This window comes from Desulfosporosinus sp. OT, from assembly GCF_000224515.1.
Classification (GTDB): domain Bacteria; phylum Bacillota; class Desulfitobacteriia; order Desulfitobacteriales; family Desulfitobacteriaceae; genus Desulfosporosinus.
In genome coordinates this window covers 1-23,273 of sequence record NZ_AGAF01000116.1, presented here as the reverse complement: position 1 = coordinate 23,273, position 23,273 = coordinate 1, and the positions used below count along the sequence as shown (strand labels likewise).

Below are 23,273 nucleotides of genomic sequence, written 5' to 3'. Positions count from 1 at the left end.
CTAGAGCGTTTGCTTTTCTGACCATATTATTGAATTTCAATGTGGTAGTAATTTTCCTCAAGAAGTTTCTTAATTGTTTGAACTTGGGCAGCATCGGTGGTCTCTAACTCGAGTTCTACCTTAGCATAACTTATAGGAATATCTAAGGTTTCTCGTCGGTGTGAAACCGCAAGGACGTTAGCCCCCAGACGAGCAATGAACTGTAGTAGTTGAGCTAGAGCCCCAGGGCGATCAGAAATGACGGTTGTCAGGAAACACTTCCGTCCATTTTTCACAAGCCCCTTGTCGATCGTACGAGCGAGGATGTTGACATCAACATTTCCGCCACTCAGGATGGCAACCATTTTGCGATTTTTGTAATGGGCAAGACGATGAATGATCGCTGCGGCCGGAGAAGCCCCCGCACCTTCTGCAACGACTTTGGCACTTTCTAGAAAAAAAAGCATAGCGCTGGCGATTTCATCCTCATCTACGGTTACTATTTCGTCAACATATTTCTTAATGAGTTCAAACGTCAGATTGCCAGGTGTTTTTACTGCAATCCCATCGGCAATGGTCGGGGTGCCATTAACTGTCACCATTTGACGTTGGGAAAAAGATACCGCCATTGAAGGCATGTTTTTACTCTGTACACCAATGATTTTAACATCCGGTTTTAAAGTCTTCAGCCCCAGGGCGATCCCCGAGATCAGTCCACCGCCACCAATAGGGACAACAACGACTTCAACATTAGGCAAATCTTCAAGGATTTCCAAGGCGATGGTTCCTTGACCGGCAATCACCAGCGGGTCGTTAAAGGGATGAATAAATGTCGCTTTGGTCTCCTTTTGAATGTGGAGGGCTTTTTCGTAAGCTTCGTCATACACTTCACCGTGAAGGATGACCTCTGCACCATATCGTCGCGTTGCAGTTACCTTGGACAAGGGAGCGTGCTTGGGCATGACAATCGTGGACTTGATGCCGTAAATGGTCGCAGCAACGGCGACACCTTGGGCGTGATTGCCAGCAGAAGAGGCAATCACGCCGAGGCGTTTTTCTGCCTCTGTTAAATGGGCAATCTTATTGTACGCACCTCTGAGTTTGAAAGAGCCCGTACGCTGAAGGTTTTCCATCTTTACATATACCTGGTTATTGCTCATGTCACTGAGAAGCGGATTGTTCACTAACGTCGTTTTATAGGCAACTCCTTTTAATGTCTCCTTAGCGTTAGTTATATTTTCAAGGGAAATGTCCATGCTCAGGCTTCCTTTCATTAAATAAGATAAGATCAGTACATGTATTGATACATTGAGCACGTTGTCTTTGTATTATATCGTAGCTTGTTCATTCGTTGGTAGAAATATTATTCTATCAAAGGAAAAGCGAAAGCAAAAGCCTTTATTACAATGTAAAGGCTTTTGCTTTCGTTGTTTTATAGGCAGTGGATCATGTGGATGATGAAGATCCTTATCTAACTAATATAGTTTATGCGGCTTGCCCCATAATCAGTGATTCTATAACTTTGCTTAAGATTACCATTATCATCCACAGAAACGCTTGTTAACTTAATAAGACCAACAGCCTTCAAAGAAAGCAGGTAATTCTCGACGCCTTTTTCATTAACACTTCGATCAAGAGGGTATTCATTTTTGAGCATTTCTAATATTTGTTGATTTGAGACTCCTTCGTTTGAGACTCCTTCATTCAGGAAGATTACTTGTGCTGTTCTGATTTTTACAGGCATTTGATTCATGGTGAGCCTCCTTATCAACTTCTTAAATTTATCAAATCTTTGGGGTTGCCTACTGTAAGAATTGTGCCAATGGAAATGATTATAACACCGATAATCAGGTTTGGGGTTATTGGCAATTTATTTAACAACCACCCGAAAAATACAGACCATAGTGCAAACGTTACGTTGAGACCCATAGCCCTGCCCACTCCAGTCATATTCATTGCCCGATACCAGGATGTAAAGGAAATTCCACCAACTAAACCGATAACTGCAATATACCAACCAGAGGGAGTCGTTAAACTAACGGAAAGAATGTGGTAACCAATTTTTCCGAACAATGGTAATATGGCAATCAGATATACAAAAAATGAAGTAATTTCTCTTATCCCAATGGCAATATCCGAATCGACTAAATCCATTACATAAGTTGACATAACGCCTTCTATCGCCCAACCAATGGCGGCAACCGAGGCTAATCCAAGACCGAGATAAAAGTGGGGATAGGTTGACCCTTCGGGTGGGACAAACCCAACAACAAATGAGCCAATAATGGCTAATATTATGCCAGCCCAAACACGGGGCGATATCTTCTCTTTAAGAAAGATCGATCCAAGAATAGCACCTATAGCTGGATAAGCAGCTGTGATCGCTGCAGTGTAAGAGGCACCAGCAAAATAGATTCCTAGCAAGTTACCAGACATCCCAATGGGGCCACCTAAAATAGCTGCTAAAATTATCATTTTAGCAGGTCGAGTTTTTAAGGTGCGTGCATAATCACGCCATTTACCGTTAATGAAATTATAAATAAACAACCATACTGCGGCGAATCCATCATGAAGACAAGCTCCTACCAAAGGTGCAGCGAAGATGCTCAAAGGATCAGTGAATGGTGCTAGGGCTAATACCATTCCCATCAACACCCCGTCTAAGCCCCAAGCTGCACCAGTCATTAAACCTAGGCCTATACCTTTTTTCGCAAAGGCTAGATCTTTTTTCTGCAAAAGTATTTGTGCTTTCTGATCCATGTGCTTTAACTCCTTGTGTTACTGATTGTTAACAAACTTTATTTATGAGAAATGTTTAACAAGATAAATCCTAGAGTGACTGAAGTGATTGTTATTATAAGTTCATGATTAGCCAGAGTAAAATACTTAGTAAATATGCCCCCTATAAGTTTAACGAAATTAGAGTTCAGATAATTTGTGGATATAAGGATAACCTATTACGTATAAAGACATAAAAAGCCGAGATAACGAATGTTATCTCGGCAAAAGTACCAGGAGTTGTTTTACACTTGCGTAGTGGAAAAATTTGAACAGACGGCTCTGATAACTTTGATAAACTCCTTCTCGACCATTGAAAGATGATGACGATTTAACCAAATTAAGATAACCGAAATATCTAAACGGGCATCACTTAAAGTTAATTTACTTATACGACCCGATTTTATATACTCATCAGCCATAAACTGAGGGACAAAAGCAATAGTTTTACCCTGAGATAAGATCTTTTCCATCATCTCTAAGTTGTCAACCCTATATGAAACATTAATATTACCATACTTCTGCAACTCACTAGACACTCCACAATTCGTGATGTACTCCGTATTGTACAAAAGTATAGGTGTAGAAAGCGCCTGCTCTAGAGTCATCTGTTTGGATCCCATAGCAACTTCGCAGTTTTTTCCAGTAATGATGACTAATTCATCAGAAAACAATTTCTTATAGTTAATATCTTTCGATTTGCTAAATGCATCAGTTTTCAAAATTATACCGAAATTTGCCTTGCCAGCTTCAACATCTCGCAATATGTTATTGGATTCTCCAACTTTGAGTAAAGCATTAACTTTAGGATGATTATGCTTAAAAGTGGTCAAGATGTCAGGCATTACGGTAATATTGATACTTGGCTCTACTGCAATTGAGATGTTTCCATTGAGCTCAATTGAGTCACCGTGGGCGATAGATTTGATCTCATCAAGGGTGTTAAGCACTTCCTTAGCTTTAATTATAATTAGTTCCCCTATTTCGGTTAAATGGGCGCCAGAATTCGTTCTTTTCAACAGAATTACACCTAGTTCATCCTCGAGTTTACTGATGGCTGAACTAAGTGCAGGTTGAGAAATGTGAGTACGTTCGGCTGCTAAGGAAATGGACTTTGATTCATGGACTGCAACTAAATAGGTTAATTGTTCAATACGCATATTCCTAACCATCCTTGATAGATATATTTCCCTATCTGACCGATTTATTATACTATGAGTGATTCAAATGGCAATAGCATTTAAGTTAAAGAATATTAAAAATAACTGAGCCATTTTAAGGAAAAAAATAATAACAGAATTTTCTCAATAGAAAATATGTATTATCCCATTATTGGCCAGTTATACGGGGCATAATCACTAAGTATTTTACAGAGTTACAGGTATTGCTTATAATCTGCGTTGTAAGTGCGGGAAATCACAAAAAAAATGTTTCGGACTTTAAATATTGAAAGGTAGGAGGTTTAAAAAGTAAAGGATCTTAAGATTTAACATTTATTAGCGCCAATTATTATGAATAGGAGGTAAATATATGGCAGTTATGGCAAGTTTAGATTCAGAGAAACAACCTAGTGAAAAGAAACGTTACCTAGATGATGCGCGTATGTGTTCAGAGCATTATAAGTTCTTAATTATTCTTGCTCTAGCCTATGCTTTTGACCAAATGGATTTATTTACGTTTTCTTTCGTTGCTCCTGCTCTGACGAAACACTGGGGTGTTTCGATGGAGTGGATCGGAATAGTTAATTCTTGCACTTTTGTCGGGATGTTGTTTGGGTGTTGGTTTGGTGGGTGGCTATCGGACGTTATTGGCAGGAAAAAAGCATTTTTATATTCGGTGGCATTTTTCTCTACATTTTCAATATTAAATGGCTTGGCACCTAACAAAGCGTTATTCATAGTTTTTAGAACATTGACTGGTTTCGGTATATTATCAATGGTCGTTGTGGCAATGGTCTATATCACAGAAATATTACCATCTGTTTCGAGAGGAAAGTGGCAGGCAATATCTCTAGCAACGGGTCTACTGAGTGTACCGTTAATTGGACAAGTAGCTGAACGAATTGTGCCAAGTAGTCCAGATGGCTGGAGACATATTTTCTTCATCGGTGGAACAGGGTTTATTATCTTAATCTTAGGTCTGATGTGGTTAAAAGAATCTCCACGTTGGCTTATCTCTAGAGGGCGATATGCTGAGGCAGAAGTCATTATCCAGAGATTTATGCCAGAGATTAAAGTTGATATTAATGATGAAGCAAGTATCCCAGTAGAAGGTGCTGTCAAACAAAAAGAGATCGGAACCGTAACAGCACTAAAAGAGGTCTTTAGTAAAAAGTATGCTCGAAAAACTGGCGTGCTTATCACGATGGTTTGCTGTATCACGGTTGGGTACTTTATGTTTTTCGCTTGGATGCCGACCTTACTGAATGAATTTGGTTTCACGTTGGAAGATGCCCTGTGGATGTCAGCTCTAGTATCCTTTGGAAGCCCCATTGGTAACTATCTAGCAGCTACGGTAACCGACAAAGGCGGTAGAAAGATCCCCATCGTCATATACAGCATCTTAGTTGGTGTCTTGACAATTGCTTTTGGTACTCTTAAAATCCCGATGGTCATTGTAGGGATAGGCTTTGTTATCAGGGTGCTTATGGACGGTGTTTTCGTTGTGATGTGGTCTTACTTGGCAGAATCTTACCCCACACACATACGAAACAGTGGGACAGGCTTTATCTACAGTACCGGTAGGCTTCTGACTGCCGGGGCTATGATCGTAGTTCCTATGATCTATAAAAGTTTTGGCTATACAACGTTATTCTTTATTATTGGTGCGATGTTCTTAGTCGTAGCAGTCGTTACTGGAATCTGGGGTGAAAAGACCGCTGGTCGCTCACTCGATGAAATTGGTGCTTAAAACACCTATCATAATTGTATGTGTCTAAAGTCCAACGAGGAATGTTGCTTAGCTTAGTGTAAGAGGCATTGCAAATGCCCCTTACACTAAGATCTAAGTCTTTGAAAAAGACAAATTTGTACCCTTGATAAAGCAGAGGATTGAGATCGCTATAAATCCAAAATTGATAAGAGGGGATAGAATATTATGAAGAGAACAGCACTTACCCAGAAGCTATTGGTATTAGGTGTCGACGGGATGGACCCCAGAATTAGTCAGAAATTCTTGGCTGAAGGGAAAATGCCTAACTTACAAAAATTTATCGAACGCGGATCTGCTAGAAAAGATTTACACCTACTTGGAGCAATTCCAACGATCACACCACCTTGTTGGACAACACTCGCTACAGGCGCTTATCCAGGAACCCATGGCATCACGTGTTATTGGAGACAATCGCCGGAAAGTCTTGATGCAGTTGTTTACAACATGGACTCTCGTAACTGCACTGCAGAACAAATTTGGAATATCACCTCTGAAGCTGGCCTGAAGACACTTGTTTGGCACTGGCCGGGGAGTTCTTGGCCCCCAACCTCTCATAGCGAAAATCTGAGTGTTGTTGATGGTACGCAACCAGGTTCTGTTAATATGGGCGTTGCCCAACTTGACTGGGAAAAGGTCATTGTTGCTACACCCGATATTAAAGAAGTGCGTTATGCACCACGAGTGGATAAGCCTGCGGGTGTTGGTTGCATCATTGCCGATCTGGAAGGTACTTTGGACAATGAAGTTGATGATGAAATGATGGAACTTTGGTGGGGCGATACAGCTCGTGAAGGCGGCGAAATTCGTACCTACGTTATGGATGATGAAGATACAGAAGTAGTTATCGGTAGTAAGGTTGCTTATGATATTGTAAATTCTCCGCTCAAAGAGGCTACAGGTTGGGCAAATGCTCCAGAAGGAGCTAAAGAATTCACGATCCTCACTTCTGGTGGTGTGATGAGACGCCCTGCCTTAATTCTCAAAAATGAAGCTGGCGAATATGACCGAGTGGCTATTTATAAGAACAAGAAAGCAGAAGCACCGATCGTTACCTTAGAAAGAGATATTATGGTAACAGGGATTATGGATGATGTTACCAAAAAAGAAGTCACTAAGCCTGCCTGCCGTTCTATGAAGATTTTAGAACTTGATTCAGCCGGTAATAAAGTTAGAGTATGGATCAGCAATGCTCTGGATATTTCTAATGACCAATTATGGCATCAAAAATCTCTCTATAAAGATGTTGTTAATAATGTTGGACAGGTTCCACCTGTCAGCTTAATCGGCGGGGAAGATGATGAATTGGTACATGAAATCTTTGAACCGTCTTGGGCAATTTACGATAAGTGGCAAGCTGATTGCCTGAATTATTGCATCAAAGAAAAAGGCTATGATGTAGTATTTTCACATCTTCATAATATTGATTGTGCAGGTCATCAATTATGGCATCTAGGAAAGACTCTGCCACCATGGGATCATACCGATGAAAAAACGTTCCAAGGGTTTATTGAAAAATTCTATCTGCAAACAGATGATTATCTTGGCGAATTCCTGTATTTATTAGACGAAGGTTGGACTGTGTTAGTTGTAAGTGATCATGGTCTTATTGTTGGGGAAAACGTACCTCCTATCTTAGGGGAATATGGTGGTCTCAATACCAAGGTCATGGAAGATCTGGGCTATACGGTCATGAAAAAAGATGAAAATGGCAATTCCATAAGGGAAGTCGATTGGGAAAAGACAAGAGCTGTTCAGATTCGGAGTAACTATATTTATCTTAATATTAAGGGTCGCGACAAATATGGGATTGTCGATCCAAAAGATCAATACGATTTAGAAGAACAACTAATCTCTGATTTGTATAATTACAGGGATGATCGAACAGGTAAACGTGTTGTCGGCATCTGCCTTAGAAACAAAGATGCTGTCTTAATTGGTGCTAATGGACCAGAATGTGGTGATATTTTCTTCTCGATTGAAGAAGGCTACAATCGATTGCATGGCGATAGTATCTCAACTTCAGAAGGATATTTTGATTCATCCGTTTCGCCAATTTTTGTAGCTGCAGGTAGCGGTATTAAATCTGCCTTTACAACTGATCGTACTATCCGACAAGTTGATGTGGCACCTTCAATTTCAGTATTACTCGGTTTACGGTACCCTGCACAATGTGAAGGGGCTCCGATTTATCAGATTTTCTCCGAAGAAATTTAACAAAATGTTTATGCGCAGCTATCAGAAAGCGCACTCTGATAGCTGCTTTTTAAATAGAAGTTAGAGCAATGAATGAGAATGTAGATAGCGATGTTAGTATTATTGCCATATTATCTAAAAGACTGATAAACAGCTGTTTTTGATTATTGTTAATAAAATTACAATATCTTTTTTTAGGGAGTGAAGTATATGTCCTTGGAACAATTAAACTCAAACCGGTTCGAAGAAATTATCTATGATAATTGTGAACCCTCTTTGGTGATCTTTTCGAGAAAAGACTGTCATGTATGTAAAGAAATCGTTCCCATGTTAGAAGAAATGAAACCTCAATATGAAGGTAAATTTGGGTTCTATTATGTTGATGTTGAAGAAGACAAGACTTTATTCCAACGGTTTTCATTAAAAGGTGTTCCTCAGGTCCTCTTTTTTCGTGAAGGCGAGTATCGGGGAAAAGTCGCTGGTAAAGTTGAAGAGGAAAGCATTGAAGAAAAAATTGCAGAAGTCTTGGGCGTGTAATCAAATTTAAAGGGGATGTAGAAGACGTGGTTAATAGTTATGATTTGATTATTATTGGGGGTGCCCCGCTGGACTATCTGCTTCGATTTATGGTGGTAGGGCTAAGTTAAAGACCTTAGTGATTAATAAAGGGACGATCGGCGGTTTAGCGGATACGACGAGGGAAATAGTGAATTATCCTGGCTATAGGCAAGTCAGTGGACCGGATCTTATGAAGGATTTCCAGAAGCATGCTGAGAGTTTTAACGTTGAATTTTTAAAAGAAGAGGTTATCAGTGTCGACTTTTCTCAAGAAGACAAACTCATTAAAACAAAAAAAGGCAAGGAGTTCACTGCTAAGGCTGTTATTCTGGCTTGTGGCAGTGAGCCTAGAATTTTAAATATTCCTGGTGAAAAAACACTGCGGGGGAGTGGCGTGGCGTACTGTGCCACCTGTGATGCCGAGTTCTTTGAAGGGGAAGAGGTTGTCGTCGTTGGAAGTGGTGACCAGGCTATTGAAGAAGGCATGTACATCACTAAGTTTGCCCGTAAAGTGACTGTGATTGTCCTACATGATGAGGGAATTCTCGATTGTAATAAAGTAAGTGCTGAAAGAGCATTTAATAACGAAAAAATGAAGTTTATATGGAACTCAACGATTGAAGAGGTTCTTGGAGAAGAAAATGTGGAAGGGGTAAAAATTAAGAATCTAAAAACAGGTAGTTCATCCGAACTCACCTGTCAGGGTGTATTTTTCTTCGTCGGTATGATTCCATCAACCCGTTTTATAAACAATAGCGGAATTGAGATGGACAAGAGCGGATATATCCCTGTCAATGACCGTATGGAAACGAACCTCGAAGGAATCTATGCAGTCGGTGACAATCGAGTGAAATATTTAAGACAAGTTGTGTCTGCAGCCGGTGATGGTGCGACTGCAGCCGTGGCGGCTGAGCGATATATCGAAGAACTCAACGATTTTCATGCAAATGTTCTTCAAAGTGATAAAAAGATATTATTACTATTTTTTAATGTTTTAGTCAATGAAAGCTTAGAATTCAGCACTTTGTTAGAAACAATTATTGGTGAAAATAGTAATGATTATAAATTATGCAAAGTCGATATGTCAACAAAAAAGAATCTTGCTGAAAAATATGAAATAGAAGAAGTACCCGCAGTTGTCGTATTAGATAAAGGGAAAGTAATCAAACAGTTGGATTGTAGCATGGATAAAGAAAAACTAAAATCTCAATTTGACGCTATTTCATGTTAATTAGCGAAGCAAAGTGTTGTGAAGTTGCACGATAGAATGGAAATTGATACGGATGTCATTGCGAGTCGAATGGTTTCAATTTGTTAATAAGGAACGTTTCTGCATTCGTTAATATCGAAGCAATAAGTTGTCGGTTGATAAAAAGGTAAAAGTGACAGTGACAATCCTTAGTCGTTTAAATCTGTATTATTGAGGGGTTGTTTCGATGAAATACTTTGGAGAAGAGGCCTTAGGTCTGGTTGAAACAAGAGGTATGGTTCCGGCAATTCAAGCGGCGGATGTCATGTGCAAAACTGCTGACGTTGTTCTTGTTTCGTATGAAAATGTAGGTTCCGGGCTTGTTACGGTCATGGTTAAAGGTGATGTGGCAGCAGTGAGGTCAGCCGTAGAAAACGGTGCGGCCGCTGCAGCAGCCATTGGTGAAGTGACAGCTTCCCATGTCATGCCGCGTCCCATCAGCCGGGTAGGCAAGATTGTTACGAGGCATGACATTGATGCGGAATGAACATTGATTGCTTTGGAAAGGGGATTCCGTGTGGACAAAAATGGTGCCTTAGGGTTCATAGAAACGTATGGCCTTGTTTCAGTGCTGGAAGCTGCCGATGCCATGTGCAAAGCTGCCGATGTGGAGTTGGTTGGTTATGAAAATGTGGCTTCCGGTTTGATTTCCGTTGTGGTTCGTGGTGATGTGGGAGCGGTGAAAGCGGCTGTAGAGGCTGGCATCAAAGAAGCCAGCAAGGTAGGCCAGATCTATTGCTCCAATGTCATTGCCAGGCCGCATGCGGACGTAGAAAAGATTGTCGCCAAATACGTTATTAACTGGTAAATGACTCATTCTATGAAACCTATAAATCTCTGGGAGTGGGAAAGGGGGAAGTGAATGAGATATGCATAGAATTGACAATGATTTGCTCTCCGTTCAAGAGGCTCGGATTCTTGTGGAAAACGCCCGCGAGGCGCAAAGGGTACTGGCAGCTTTTCCTCAAGAAAAATTAGATGAAATTGTTGGACATATGGCTGAAACAGCTTATAAATATGCGCAGGAACTTGCCATTATGTCCCATGAGGAAACGGGATTTGGCAAATGGCAGGACAAGTTTGTCAAAAATGTTTTTGCTAGTGATTTTCTCTATCAGAAAATCAGGGACCTGAAAGTTGTCGGTGTTATTCGTGAAGACAAAGAAAATAAGACCATGGATATTGGGGTGCCCGTTGGAGTGATCGTCGCGTTGCCTCCCTCAACCAACCCTGTGTCCACAACAATATATAAAACCCTAATTGCCATAAAATCGGGTAATGCCATTGTTTTTTCTCCTCATCCTAAGGCTAAAAAAACAATCGCCAAGGTACTTGATCTGCTTATACGGGCGGCAGAGGAAAATGGATTGCCAAGAGGTGCCATTGGATATTTGCAGACGCTCGCTGTAGATGGGACGGTTGCGTTGATGAACCACAAAGACACATCGCTAATTCTGATTACGGGCGTGCCCAAGATGACCAGGGCGGCGAATATATCAGGAAAACCGACTATTTATGGTGGCCCGGGTAATGGACCAGCCTTTATCGAGCGTTCAGCTGACATTAGAAAGGCCGTAGCAGATATTATTGTCAGCAGAACGTTCGATAACGGAATTGTCTCAGCCTCGGAACAATCGATTGTTGCTGAGGATTGTATTGCTGATGAAGTAAGGCAAGAACTCAGGGAAAATGGAGCTTATTTCATGACAGGACAGGAATCAGATCAACTTAGTAAGTATTTTTTCCGTCCTGATGGCGGCTTAAATCCAGAAATCGTCGGAAAATCGGCTATCGAGTTAGCACGGCAAAGCGGAATTTGTGTCCCAGAAGATACGTTAGTATTGATTTCGGAACAGAAATTTGTGTCTCCTAACAATCCGTATTCCAGAGAAAAGCTTTGTCCGGTTCTGGCATTTTACGTTGAAAAGGACTGGATGAATGCCTGTGAAAAGTGCGTAGAACTGCTTATCAATGAAGGGCGGGGGCATACTCTGGTCATTCACTCGAAGAATGAGGATATGATTCGGGAATTTGCCCTGAAAAAACCAGTATCTAGAGTGCTAGTAAATACTCCCGCGTCATTAGGAGGCATAGGAGCGACAACCAATCTCTTCCCGGCATTAACCTTGGGTTGTGGTGCAGCAGGAGGTGGGTTTACTTCTGACAATGTCACGCCGATGAACTTGATTAATATCCGAAAAGTCGGCTATGGTGTGCGGCAAATGGAGGATATAACTAGGGTCGTACAGACAGGGGATGTCGTTGAAGCAAGAGGAACCCGTTGCTCTGCTACTCAAAGTACCCTCGAAGGTACACCTGATTTGAAAGAGTTGCTCGAAAAATTGCTTGAGCAACTTAAGTGGTACTGAGACGATTGAGGTGAAGCGGTAATAAAGAATTTTTAGCAAGAGAGGGAAAGAAAGTTGGATATTAAAGAATTTTCAACCAAATTTGCGGATGCAACAAAACACTTGTCCCCGGAAGAAACGGCCGCCGTCATGAAGCTCTTTCAGGGGATTTCCAAGGAATTATCCACTACCAGTCCTGCGACAAATAATGTGACCCTCTCGCCTGCGTATGAAGGGGAAATCACGGGGCTTACACCGCGTTTAGAACGGCTGAAAGCAGCTTATTTAAAGGTTAGACCAAGTGTCAGCATCTACCGTGCCAAAGCTTTCACCCAAGTAACCAAAGAAAATACGGGGTTGCCCAAAATACTTCTCCGGGCCAAATGTTTCAAAAAAGCCTGTGAAACAGCTCCTTTGGTGATCCAAAACGACGAATTGATTGTAGGACATCCCTGCGGGAAAGCGAGAGCGGGTGCTGTATCCCCAGATATTGCCTGGAGATGGATTCGAGACGAACTGGACACGATGTCAACCAGGCAGCAGGATCCCTTTCAAATCAGTGAGGAAGACAAGCAGATCTTGCGGGAGGAGATCTTCCCGTACTGGGAAGGCAAGAGCGTGGATGAAATTTGTCAGACACAATATGAAGAAGCTGGTGTGTGGGCATTTTCAGGCGAATCGTTTGTCAGTGACCTTTCCTATCATCAGGTAAATGGCGGTGGGGATACCTGCCCAGGTTATGATGTCATCTTGATTAAAAAAGGCATTAGTGGTGCAAGACAGGAAGCCGTCGCCAGACTGAGTAAATTGTCCATGGAAAATCCGGATGACCTAGATAAGATATATTTTTATAAAGCGGAGATTGAGACTTGTGACGGCATTTTGGCTTATGCCCAACGACTTTCTGATTATGCCAGAGAACTGGCAGATAGAGAGCATGACGCAACCCGGCAGAAAGAACTTTATAGGATTTCCGATTGTTTGACTCATGTACCGGCTAATCCTCCCCGCACCTTCCATGAAGCACTCCAGTCCATTTGGACACTGCAGTCCTTGTTTGTGGTGGAAGAAAACCAGACAGGGATTTCTGTTGGACGCTTGGATCAATACATTTATCCCATGTTCAAGGCTGACTTAGAAGCTGGCCGAATGAACAAACTGGAAGCCTTTGAGCTTTTGAGCTGTTTTATTATTAAATGCTCTGAAGTGATGTGGCTGTCCAGTGAACTTGGAGCGAAATATTTCGCTGGTTATCAACCATTTATCAACTTAACGATTGGTGGACAGAAGAGAACCGGTGGCGATGCAACCAATGAGCTAACCGATCTGATCATGGATGCCGTTCGTTTTACCAAGATGTATCAACCGTCCCTGGCTTGTCGGATTCATAATAAATCACCGCAACAATATCTAAAGAAAATTGTCGATGTTGTAAAAGCGGGCCTTGGCTTCCCCGCCTGTCACTTTGATGATAGTCATATCAAAATGATGCTGGCCAAGGGCTTTGGTATTGAAGATGCACGCGATTATTGTCTCATGGGTTGCGTGGAACCGCAAAAATCCGGCAGAATCTATCAGTGGACGTCGACCGGTTATACTCAATGGCCCATTGCCATAGAATTTGTTCTAAATCGCGGCAGGATGAAATGGCGTGGCACCATGGAAGGCCTTGACACGGGAGATATTGACAATATCAAGACCTATGAAGAATTTGACGCTGCCTGCAAACAACAAATTGAACATATTATCCGTCTGTCGGCAATCGGAACTATAGTCAGTCAGCGGGTGCATCGAGACCTGGTTCCCAAACCCCTCATGTCTCTGTTGGTAGAAGGGTGCATGGAAAAGGGGACGGATGTTACAAATGGAGGCGCTCTTGTCAATTGTGGTCCCGGACTTATTTTCTCCGGCTTAGGAACTTATGCTGATTCAATGGCAGCTATTAAAAAATTGGTCTTTGACGACAAGAAATATACGCTGAAGCAGATCGGGGATGCGGTAAATGCGAATTTTGAGGGCTATGAAACGATTCGTACAGACTGCATGAATGCACCGAAATACGGGAACGACGACGACTATGTTGATGAAATTGCCTCAGATATCATCATTTGGACAGAACGGGTCCATCACACATTTAAAATGCTCTATTCGCACTTGACTCATGGAACTCTTTCCATATCAAACAACACGCCCATTGGAGAAATTACTGGGGCGACAGCCAACGGACGGCTGGCTTGGACACCTTTGTCAGACGGAATCAGCCCGACTCAGGGTGCCGATAAATTAGGCCCTACAGCCATCATTAAATCGGTCAGCAAGCTGAGTAACGAGTCTATGAATATCGGCATGGTGCACAACTTCAAACTGTTACGCGGTATTCTGGAAACTCCGGAAGGGGAAAATGGTCTAATTAACTTGCTCAGAACAGCATCTATTCTTGGCAACGGTCAGATGCAATTCAGCTATGTAGACAATGAAGTTTTGAAGAAAGCACAAGTCCAACCTGATAAGTATCGAGACTTGATCATTCGTGTTGCTGGGTACAGCGCTTACTTCGTAGAGCTATGCAAGGAAGTACAGGATGAAATAATCAGCAGAACCGTATTGGAACACTTTTAATAGGAAGGGATTTTAAGAAATGGGGAAATGATGAGTACAGAAAACGGTAGCATCTTAGAAAGAAAAGCGAGAATCTTCAATGTCCAGAAATATTCGATCTATGATGGACCAGGTATAAGAACATTAATTTTCTTCAAAGGGTGTCCCCTGAGATGCCTGTGGTGTTCTAATCCCGAGGGACTTGAACGAAAATATCAGGTCATGTTTAAAGAAGATTTGTGCGTTGATTGCAGCAACTGTATTCCTGTTTGTCCTGCCCACATCCATTATCTTCTGAATGATGAAGACGGGCAACTCCGAACTAAAAGCGAAAGATCTAGGCATAGAGTAAATAGAAGCATGGATTGTGTAGGTTGCCGAAAGTGCGAAACGGCGTGTCCAAAACAAGCTCTGTCCATTGTTGGTGTGGACAAGACTATTTCCGAAGTCATGGAGATCATCCAACAAGATGTACTTTTCTACCACAGTTCAGGTGGAGGAGTCACTCTTGGAGGCGGTGAAGTCACAGCTCAACCAGAATTTGCCACCAATTTGCTGACTGAGTGTAAACGTTTAGGGATCCATACAGCTATTGAAACCTCCGGTTATGCCAAACTGAGCTCCCTGCTCAAGATAGCCCAGTTTACGGACTTATTTCTGTATGACATTAAGCAGATCGATTCTGAGCGGCATTATGAACTTACGGGGGTGCGCAATGAAGGCATTTTGGATAACCTAACGCAACTCATCCGACGTGGGTTTAATGTCAAAGTCAGGATGCCTCTAATCAAGGGATTAAATGATAGCGAGGACACCATTTGTAGGACTTTGGAATTTCTGGAATCCTTTAAACGTCACAAAAGCTTTCTGGGTATCGACTTGCTCCCTTACCATAAACTAGGCATCAACAAATACAAGCAATTGGACATGAACTACGCTATCACCGAAGATTTGAGCTTCAAGGAAGACGAATTAGATAAAATTGAAGGGTTTATAAAAGGTTATGACTTGCAGGTCGAAGTCATCAGACATTAAAAGTTATATACCGGACGGAGGATTTTATGAGTGTAGCCGATGAATTTGACAAGAAACGTATTGTCCAGGAATATGTGCCAGGCAAGCAAGTCACTCTAGCTCACATCATAGCTTCGCCCGTACAAGACATATATGAACGTTTGGGAATTGAAGAGACTGGAGCCATTGGAATTTCAACTCTCACTCCATCGGAGACGGCTATTATTGCAGCCGATATTGCCACAAAGACATCGAACATAGAGATCGGTTTCCTTGATCGGTTTACGGGATCTCTGGTTATATCCGGCGATGTGGCCAGTGTTGAAGCAGCTATGATTGCCATTAATGACACTTTAGAAAAGCTGTTAGGCTTCACGCCTGCCAAGATTACTCGTACATGAAAAAACGAGTTATGGTGGTCGGGCCAACCCAATCTGGCAAATCTACCTTGACCAATGTCTTAAATGATTCCGTCAGACCATTAAGAAAGACCCAGGATGTTATTTATGGCAAAAATACTATTGACACGCCGGGCTCCTATATTGAAAACGCTTCTATGTACAAATATCTGATTGCGACAGCACAAACAGCATCGCATTTGCTCATTTTGGTTGATCAATCCAGACTCGTTGAAGTATATCCGCCCGGTTTTGCTAAATCGTATACTTGTCCTGTTATTGGAGTGATTACCAAGATTGATTTAGCTCCGAAGAATGTCAATTTGTGTATTCAACAGTTGAAAAGAATCGGGATTATCGAACCTTACTTCTGTATTTCTTTAAAAGATAATTCAGGCGTGGAAGCCTTGAAACGATATTTGTGTGAAGCACAAGAAATAACTTAGCTTCAATAATCGATGGGATTTGGTAAAGGTAATTTGAGGAAGGGTAGGTGAGGCAATGAAATTCATCACTGAAATGGAGTTGCGAGATTTATATAAGACGGAACCCTTTGCTACTTTTGTGCTAGAACCAGATACAAAGATTACACCAGGAGCACGCCAATTTCTTGCGGACAGACGAGTCATGCTGGAACAGGTTCAGTATAGTGGCGGTAAGAAATCAAACATCCACGAGTCGAATCAGGCTCAGGTAGGGGAAAGCCGGTGTAGCCTGAGATTACGCAGAAGGATGGACTGCCTGGAATCCTTGTTTCTGTTAATGGCCGCAGAACTTTTACACTCTGGTGAAACAATCTTGTCCGAAGAAGTCATGGCGCTCGGCAAATACTTTCGGAACGTACAAAAAGCCGAACGGGAACAGAAAGCTCCGGATAAGCTTCAATTTTGGGGATGGTCGGAAGAAGAAATTAGAGAACGATCTAACAATCTTGAAAAAAACGTTGACGTCGATGAGTTTCACGTAGGTTTGAAAAATGGAAAAGAGATTGCCTTGTTAAATTACTTGCGCGCCTCCCTCCGAGAGGTCGAACCAGCCCTTTTGGAAACCTATTGGAATGAGGAGCAGCAAGTCTGTTCTCGGCAAGACCTGATTGATACAGTCAATCTGATCATTAACATACTCTGCATGATGATGTGGAAGTCTTCAGGAGGACAAAAATGGAAACGGTAAATTCAACGTTTCAATACTGTGATCAACTTGTTCGTGATTTTGAGAAAGTCGTCACAACACCCATCTTAAAGAAATCCTCCGTATATTACACTGGCGTTGATCTGGGAACAGCCTATATTGTTCTGGCAGTTCTTGATAAAAACTATCAGCCCGTTGCCGGAGCCTATCGTTTTGCCAGTGTTGTCAAAGATGGTATGGTGGTGGACTATATCGGCGCGATTCGTATAGTCAAGGAATTAAAACAAGAAATCGAAGAAAAACTTGGCACGGAATTGATCTATGCAGCGGCAGCACTTCCTCCGGGAACTAACAGTCTTGACTCAGGAGCAATTAGACATGTGGTACAGGGGGCTGGTTTTGAAATTACCAACGTATTGGATGAACCGACGGCAGCTAATGCGGTATTAAAGATTAAAGACGGTGCGATTGTTGATATTGGTGGTGGCACTACGGGGACTGCGATTCTGAAAGACGGCAAAGTGATTCATGTGGATGATGAACCAACAGGAGGTACTCACTTTTCACTCGTCATTTCCGGTGCTTATAAAATGAGCTTTGAAGACGCGGACCAATATAAGCGAGATTTCAAAAACCATAGGGAGTTGATTCCCGTATTAAGACCAGTCATTGAAAAAGTTTCATCCATTATCAGTCGCCACATTCATGAATACCCAGTAAAAGAAATTTATCTGGTAGGTGGAACCTGTTGCCTGGAAGGAATCGAAGATATTATCGCTAAACAAACCAACCTGCCCACGTATAAACCGCAAAACCCTATGTTTGTAACACCTTTGGGTATTGCACTTAACTGCACACAGGAAATTCTTTAGACAGGAGTGACTTTTTCTCATGGAATATCGAATTATCAAATCCCCTTCCAGTGGGACAGTGGATATTCTTTTTCGGCGAAAGGGCACTGCTTCTACTGTCCCTATCGAGAACTATGATGCTGTGGGTTTGGTTCAAGGGAAGTTGATTGATATGGTTTTTGCAGCTGATATCGCAGAAAAAGCTGCCGGGGTAAGAGTGGAAGACATTAAAGGACATTGCCCGCAGAATCTGATTATGATCGCCATCTTTGGAGATACAGCGTCGGTGGAAGCCGCTATTCAAGAGATACAATATAAATTTAAGGAAGCAAAAACGGGTGAGATTCGATGATAGCAGCAAAAGTAATGGATAGTATATGGTCAACAAGAAAAGCCGATTCTCTCGTAGGACTGAAATTCATGTTGGTGGAAGTCCTCGGAGGTATGGATGCTGGTCGTCTTATGATCGCTGTCGACACGATCGGTGCGGGCGTTGGCGAAAGGGTGCTGGTCTGTATTGGTAGCTCAGCCCGCAAAATGCTCGATCGGGAGGATGTACCGATTGATGCTGTCATTGTTGGGATCATTGACGAAGACTGTATGTTTTAAGAAATTGGAGGTGGAAAACGTTGGATCTGCTGAACATAATCAAGGATGCAGGGGTTATTGGGGCAGGAGGAGCTGGCTTTCCAACTCACGCGAAACTAACTTCTAAAGCAGAGTATTTATTGCTTAATGGAGCTGAATGCGAACCTCTGCTCAGAGTGGACCAGCAATTGATGATGCTGTTTCCTGATGAAATCATCCGAGGAATGGAAGCGGCAGGAAAATATATTGAAGCCCGCAAAGCCATTATTGGTATCAAGGGCAAACACAAAGAAGTCATAGTCCTCCTACGAGAAAGAATTGCAGCTCTGGGATTTTCAAATTACATGGAGGTAATGGAACTCAGAGATATCTATCCTGCTGGTGACGAACAGGTTCTGGTTCATGAACTGACTCAAAGAATTGTTCCGGAAGCATCTATTCCCCTGAAAGTGGGCTGTGTGGTTATTAATACGGAAACTGCCCTGAATATATGGAGGGCTCTGGCCGGGAACCCTGTCACGGAAACGTACATCACTATCGCCGGAGATATTCCGCAGCGTATGACCGTCAAAGTACCTGTGGGTGTATCCATTCGGGATGTGATTGAACAATGCGGTGTACAAGACATAGCTGACTATGCCGTCATCGACGGTGGTCCTATGATGGGCTCTGTCATGAATGATGTCGAAGGGTATGTTACCAAAAAAAGTAAAGGGTATGTGTTGCTTAAAAAGGATCACTTTCTCATCCGCAAAAAATCTGTGAGCCTTAATCGAGCAAGAATTATTGGTAAAACCGCCTGTGAGCAATGTCGGATGTGTACCGATCTGTGTCCTCGTTATCTCCTGGGACATAATATGCAGCCACATAAGGTCATGCGTGCCCTAAGCTACAATCTTGACGATGTGAAGGAACAACAAATTGCCCAATTATGTTGTGAATGCAATGCCTGTGAATTGTTCTCCTGCCCAGCTAATCTCCATCCGAAGTCTGTCAATATTCTTTATAAGCAAAAGCTGGCAGAACAAGGTATTCGATATCAGCCAATACCGATGGATTTCCAAGCGAGGTCGGCCAGAGATCATCGCCTTATTCCAAGCAAACGTCTAGTCATTAAAATCGGCTTATCAGCCTTCGATAAACCTGCACCGATGAAGCAGGTCGAATTTCGACCTGAATATATCCGGATCGCTCTACGACAGCACATCGGAGCACCAGCAACACCCGTAGTCGGTATCGGTGATCAGGTAAAGGCTGGACAAATGATTGGAAAAATCCCGGACAACAGTCTCGGAGCCACTGTCCACTCTAGCCTCGATGGTACTGTAATTGAAATCAAGGATAATTCAATTGTGATAAAGGTGGGGTCGTATGTATAGTGCAATAGGTATGATTGAGCTTACGAGTATTGCCAGAGGAATTAATGCCACAGACTTGATGCTTAAGACAGCCTACGTTGAAGTGGTCAGTGCAACCCCCGTTTGTCCCGGCAAATATATCGCTATTATCAAAGGAGACGTTGCTGCCGTAGAAAGCTCGCTCAGTGTAGGTGTAGAAATAGCAGGAGAATACCTGGTTGATAGCTTTATCCTTGCCAATGTCCATCAGGCCGTTTTCCCGGCCATCACGGCTACAACCATGCCTGATGGAATTGGTGCTCTGGGGATTATAGAATGTTTTTCCCTGTCCTCGATGATTATTGCCGCTGATGCAACTCTCAAAGCGGCTGATGTACAGGCTCTAGAATTGCGTTTAGGCAGTGGGCTAGGCGGTAAAGCTTACTTCACTTTCACTGGGGATGTTGGTGCTGTGGAAGCAGGCATCGAAGCCGGAAGAGCCATTGCCATCGAAAAAGGCTTGTTAGTGGATACAGAAGTAATTCCTTCCCCCTCAGACAGACTGTGGGCATCGCTATTTTAGCCTTTATACTTCAATCCCATAATTCTATACCCTATACGATCGAAAGGAGGTGCGACTGTGAAAAAATTAGTATCTGCAAACGAGGTAAAAGCAGCAGCCCAAAAAGGTCAAAAACAATTCTGTATCGACAGAAATACGATTATTACCCTGGCAGCCAAGGATTTAGCTAAAGAATTGGGTGTGGTATTTACTGAAGATTCATTTACAGAAGAAAGTCACATCGTTAAAGAAAGCGGTCTACAGAAGAAGGGTAACCAAGAAAACGAGATTGACCCAGCAATGATCTTTCAAGTAGTAAAAGCGGTATTAGCTAACCCACTCCTGACAAGTGTCCCTGCTCCAACTCTGGAAACGCCCTTCCGTGCAGATTGTGAACCCAAAAGTGGACTGAAAATAGTGCGCGGCAGGACAGTGAAACTCGAGACCTTTGACACGGGGGATCCGTGTACCAATGTAGCTTATCGCGAAGTAGTCAGTAAACAGGATTCTCAAATGAGTGCGGGTTTTTTAACAATAGAGAAATCCAGCTTTGACTGGGAGCTGTGCTATGAAGAAATTGATATTATTCTCGAGGGAAGCTTATCCATCACCATCAACGGTGAAACCTATCACGCTCACCAGGGAGATGTCCTTTTCGTACCCAAAGGTTCCAAAGTAACCTGGAGTTCGTCTGACTATGTCAAACTCTTTTACGTAACTTACCCGGCAAACTGGGCTGATCTTATGGCACAACAATAGGAGGGTAAGCTATGCAGGCTCTTGGTCTAATTGAGACACGAGGATTGGTTCCTGCTATTGAAGGTGCAGATGTCATGCTAAAAACAGCGCAAGTGGAATTTGTGGGAAAGACCTATATTGGTTCCGGCCTCGTGACAGTTGCCGTAACTGGTGATGTGGGGGCTGTTAAAGCTGCCGTGGAAGCAGGAGTAACTGCTGTTGAGAAGATTAGGCACTTGTCTTTGGTTTCTCATCATGTAATACCCAGACCGCATCTTGAGCTTGAAACCATGGTCAGTGTAATGGTAAATCCCATCGACATAAACGGTCTCTTGCCAAGTTTTGAGACATTAGCAGAATCCCAAAAACAGGCTCAGATTACAAAAGAAAGCACTGACTCGGCGAAAATAATACTGAAGCAACTCCGCAAAGACTTGCTAGATGCTTATGTGCAAGAGTTCGGTTTCGAAAAAAGTTCAGATGTCTTAAAATCGCTTTCTGCGGTAAAGCTTAGGAATCTGGCAAGAGAATACAAAACACTTGGCGTTGCTGGCAAAGCCATATCCAAAGCGAACAAAGAATCACTTATCCTAAAACTGAAGGAATATTACGAGCAGGAGATTGAAAAGTAGCTGATGTGCAAAACCCTAAATATGTCTTGTATCCAATAAAAATACAGAGACAGCGGAGGAAGGAATAGCAAATTGGAAAACTTTGATTATGATTTACAATCCGTGCAAGAGACTAGAAATCTTGCCCGCCAGGCCAAATTGGCTCAAACTCAACTAGCCAAGTTCAATTCTGATCAGATTGATAAAATTATTCGTAATATGGTAAAAGTTGCCGTGGAGAATGCCGTTTATCTGGCCAAAATGGCAGTGGAAGAAACGGGCTTTGGTAAAGTAGAAGATAAAATCTTCAAAAATAGGTTTGCTTCCACAGAACTCTATGAATTCATCAAACCTATGTCAACTATCGGAGTTATTAAAGACGATAAGGTCAATAAAGTCATGGAAATTGCCGAACCGGTAGGCTTGCTTATGGGGATCATTCCCTCGACTAATCCCACATCCACGGCGATCTACAAAGCCATTATTGCTATCAAATCCCGCAACGGAATTGTGTTTTCCCCGCATCCGTCGGCTCTGAAATGTACGCTGCAGGCAGCCAAACTAATGAATGATGCCGCAGTAGCTGCCGGTGCTCCAGCCAATATCATTGGCTGTATCTCAAAACCCTCGATGCAGGCAACCAATGAACTTATGAAATGCGATGAAGTCGCCATGATTATTGCAACAGGTGGTTCAGCCATGGTAAAGGCGGCCTATAGCGCCGGAAAACCGGCCTTGGGTGTTGGTCCGGGCAACGTACCGGCTTATATAGAAAGAACTGCCGACATTCCGAAAGCAGTCAGGAATATTATCGCAAGTAAAACCTTTGACAATGGGACAATATGTGCCTCGGAGCAATCGGTTATTGTTGAAGAATGCCTACGTGACCAGGTTATGGAAGAGTTCAAACGCCAGGGGGGTTACTTCATGACCTCCGAGGAAACAAACCAAGTTGCTAAGAAACTGTTTGTTCGAAATCATGCCATGAACGCCAAACTGGTGGGGAGATCCGCAGCGGTCATCGCTGACAGTGCCGGCATAGCCATTCCTCCGGGAACAAAGGTCATACTGGGTGAACAACAGGGCGTGGGTGAAGGATATCCCTTGTCTTATGAAAAATTGACTACTGTGTTGGCGTTTTATACTGTAAAAGATTGGCTGGAGGCCTGTGATCTGTGTATCAAACTCTTGAATAATGGCGGTGTCGGACACAGTCTTTCCCTTCATACAGAAAATCATGAAATGGTCATGAAATTCGCCGAAAAACCCGTATTCAGAATCTTGGTTAACACATCCTCCAGCCAAGGCGGTGTGGGCGCAAGTACCGGACTTTCCCCATCCTTTACTTTGGGTTGTGGTACTTGGGGGGGAAGCGCAACTTCCGATAATGTAACCCCCCTGCACTTGAT

At 42.6% G+C, this 23,273-nt stretch carries 23 protein-coding genes and 1 pseudogene; 20 read left to right on the top strand and 4 right to left on the bottom strand.

Translation table 11 applies throughout. The features are described from left to right. Positions 1-26 precede the first annotated feature (26 nt). From ilvA to DOT_RS10500, 4 genes are all read right to left on the bottom strand, one after another. A complete protein-coding gene (ilvA, locus tag DOT_RS10515) occupies positions 27-1,235 on the bottom strand; it encodes a threonine ammonia-lyase (protein ID WP_009618078.1) in 1,209 nt (402 codons plus the stop codon). A gap of 215 nt (positions 1,236-1,450) precedes the next feature. Next, the gene (locus DOT_RS10510; RefSeq protein WP_009618076.1) at positions 1,451-1,732 is read right to left on the bottom strand and encodes a hypothetical protein; all 282 of its coding nucleotides are present in this window, start codon (positions 1,730-1,732) and stop codon (positions 1,451-1,453) included. A gap of 14 nt (positions 1,733-1,746) precedes the next feature. After that, complete coding sequence (locus DOT_RS10505; RefSeq protein ID WP_009618074.1) at positions 1,747-2,739, bottom strand: DMT family transporter; 993 nt, start codon at positions 2,737-2,739, stop codon at positions 1,747-1,749. A gap of 263 nt (positions 2,740-3,002) precedes the next feature. Further along, positions 3,003-3,917, bottom strand: a complete 915-nt coding sequence (locus DOT_RS10500; protein ID WP_009618072.1) for a LysR family transcriptional regulator — start codon at positions 3,915-3,917, stop codon at positions 3,003-3,005. Between the two features lie 370 nt (positions 3,918-4,287). On the opposite strand from DOT_RS10500, the gene DOT_RS10495 reads away from it, so the two are divergent. From DOT_RS10495 to DOT_RS10400, 20 genes and pseudogenes are all read left to right on the top strand, one after another. After that, positions 4,288-5,667: an MFS transporter gene (locus tag DOT_RS10495; RefSeq protein ID WP_009618070.1), complete on the top strand. Its 1,380-nt coding sequence runs from the start codon at positions 4,288-4,290 to the stop codon at positions 5,665-5,667. Between the two features lie 186 nt (positions 5,668-5,853). Continuing rightward, positions 5,854-7,902 carry an alkaline phosphatase family protein gene (locus tag DOT_RS10490; protein WP_009618068.1) on the top strand — a complete coding sequence of 683 codons (2,049 nt, stop codon included), beginning with the start codon at positions 5,854-5,856 and terminating at the stop codon, positions 7,900-7,902. Between the two features lie 189 nt (positions 7,903-8,091). Next, complete coding sequence (locus tag DOT_RS10485) at positions 8,092-8,418, top strand: thioredoxin family protein (protein ID WP_009618060.1); 327 nt, start codon at positions 8,092-8,094, stop codon at positions 8,416-8,418. 26 nt (positions 8,419-8,444) lie between these two features. Next, positions 8,445-9,670, top strand: a pseudogene (locus DOT_RS10480) (FAD-dependent oxidoreductase). 205 nt (positions 9,671-9,875) lie between these two features. After that, positions 9,876-10,175: a BMC domain-containing protein gene (locus DOT_RS10475; protein WP_009618057.1), complete on the top strand. Its 300-nt coding sequence runs from the start codon at positions 9,876-9,878 to the stop codon at positions 10,173-10,175. A gap of 30 nt (positions 10,176-10,205) precedes the next feature. Beyond that, on the top strand, positions 10,206-10,496 hold the full coding sequence (locus DOT_RS10470; protein WP_009618055.1) for a BMC domain-containing protein: 291 nt from the start codon (positions 10,206-10,208) through the stop codon (positions 10,494-10,496). Between the two features lie 61 nt (positions 10,497-10,557). Beyond that, the gene (locus DOT_RS10465) at positions 10,558-12,057 is read left to right on the top strand and encodes an acetaldehyde dehydrogenase (acetylating) (RefSeq protein WP_009618053.1); all 1,500 of its coding nucleotides are present in this window, start codon (positions 10,558-10,560) and stop codon (positions 12,055-12,057) included. Between the two features lie 54 nt (positions 12,058-12,111). Next, a complete protein-coding gene (cutC, locus tag DOT_RS10460; RefSeq protein ID WP_009618051.1) occupies positions 12,112-14,655 on the top strand; it encodes a choline trimethylamine-lyase in 2,544 nt (847 codons plus the stop codon). Positions 14,656-14,685: 30 nt separating this feature from the next. Beyond that, positions 14,686-15,669, top strand: a complete 984-nt coding sequence (gene cutD / locus DOT_RS10455; protein WP_009618050.1) for a choline TMA-lyase-activating enzyme — start codon at positions 14,686-14,688, stop codon at positions 15,667-15,669. Positions 15,670-15,695: 26 nt separating this feature from the next. Next, the gene (locus tag DOT_RS10450) at positions 15,696-16,049 is read left to right on the top strand and encodes a BMC domain-containing protein (RefSeq protein WP_009618049.1); all 354 of its coding nucleotides are present in this window, start codon (positions 15,696-15,698) and stop codon (positions 16,047-16,049) included. Beyond that, complete coding sequence (locus tag DOT_RS10445; protein WP_040411841.1) at positions 16,046-16,492, top strand: EutP/PduV family microcompartment system protein; 447 nt, start codon at positions 16,046-16,048, stop codon at positions 16,490-16,492. Before DOT_RS10450 ends, DOT_RS10445 begins: the two co-directional genes overlap by 4 nt. Positions 16,493-16,547: 55 nt before the next feature. Continuing rightward, positions 16,548-17,219: a hypothetical protein gene (locus tag DOT_RS10440; protein WP_009618047.1), complete on the top strand. Its 672-nt coding sequence runs from the start codon at positions 16,548-16,550 to the stop codon at positions 17,217-17,219. After that, positions 17,207-18,049, top strand: a complete 843-nt coding sequence (gene eutJ, locus DOT_RS10435; RefSeq protein WP_009618046.1) for an ethanolamine utilization protein EutJ — start codon at positions 17,207-17,209, stop codon at positions 18,047-18,049. Before DOT_RS10440 ends, eutJ begins: the two co-directional genes overlap by 13 nt. Positions 18,050-18,068: 19 nt before the next feature. After that, complete coding sequence (locus tag DOT_RS10430; RefSeq protein ID WP_009618045.1) at positions 18,069-18,380, top strand: BMC domain-containing protein; 312 nt, start codon at positions 18,069-18,071, stop codon at positions 18,378-18,380. Then, positions 18,377-18,637, top strand: coding sequence for a EutN/CcmL family microcompartment protein (locus tag DOT_RS10425; protein WP_009618044.1), 261 nt, complete (start codon positions 18,377-18,379; stop codon positions 18,635-18,637). The genes DOT_RS10430 and DOT_RS10425 overlap by 4 nt, the downstream gene beginning before the upstream one ends. A 20-nt stretch (positions 18,638-18,657) precedes the next feature. Beyond that, positions 18,658-19,995, top strand: coding sequence for a 4Fe-4S dicluster domain-containing protein (locus tag DOT_RS10420; RefSeq protein WP_009618042.1), 1,338 nt, complete (start codon positions 18,658-18,660; stop codon positions 19,993-19,995). After that, a complete protein-coding gene (locus DOT_RS10415) occupies positions 19,988-20,536 on the top strand; it encodes a BMC domain-containing protein (protein WP_009618039.1) in 549 nt (182 codons plus the stop codon). The genes DOT_RS10420 and DOT_RS10415 overlap by 8 nt, the downstream gene beginning before the upstream one ends. Before the next feature lie 57 nt (positions 20,537-20,593). After that, positions 20,594-21,274 (top strand): cupin domain-containing protein, encoded by a 681-nt coding sequence (locus DOT_RS10410; protein ID WP_009618037.1) that lies wholly within the window; start codon positions 20,594-20,596, stop codon positions 21,272-21,274. 11 nt (positions 21,275-21,285) lie between these two features. Then, complete coding sequence (locus tag DOT_RS10405) at positions 21,286-21,885, top strand: BMC domain-containing protein (RefSeq protein ID WP_009618034.1); 600 nt, start codon at positions 21,286-21,288, stop codon at positions 21,883-21,885. A 72-nt stretch (positions 21,886-21,957) separates the two neighbouring features. Further along, positions 21,958-23,273, top strand: a 1,316-nt coding sequence (locus DOT_RS10400) for an acetaldehyde dehydrogenase (acetylating) (RefSeq protein WP_009618032.1), incomplete at its 3' end; no start/stop codon positions are given.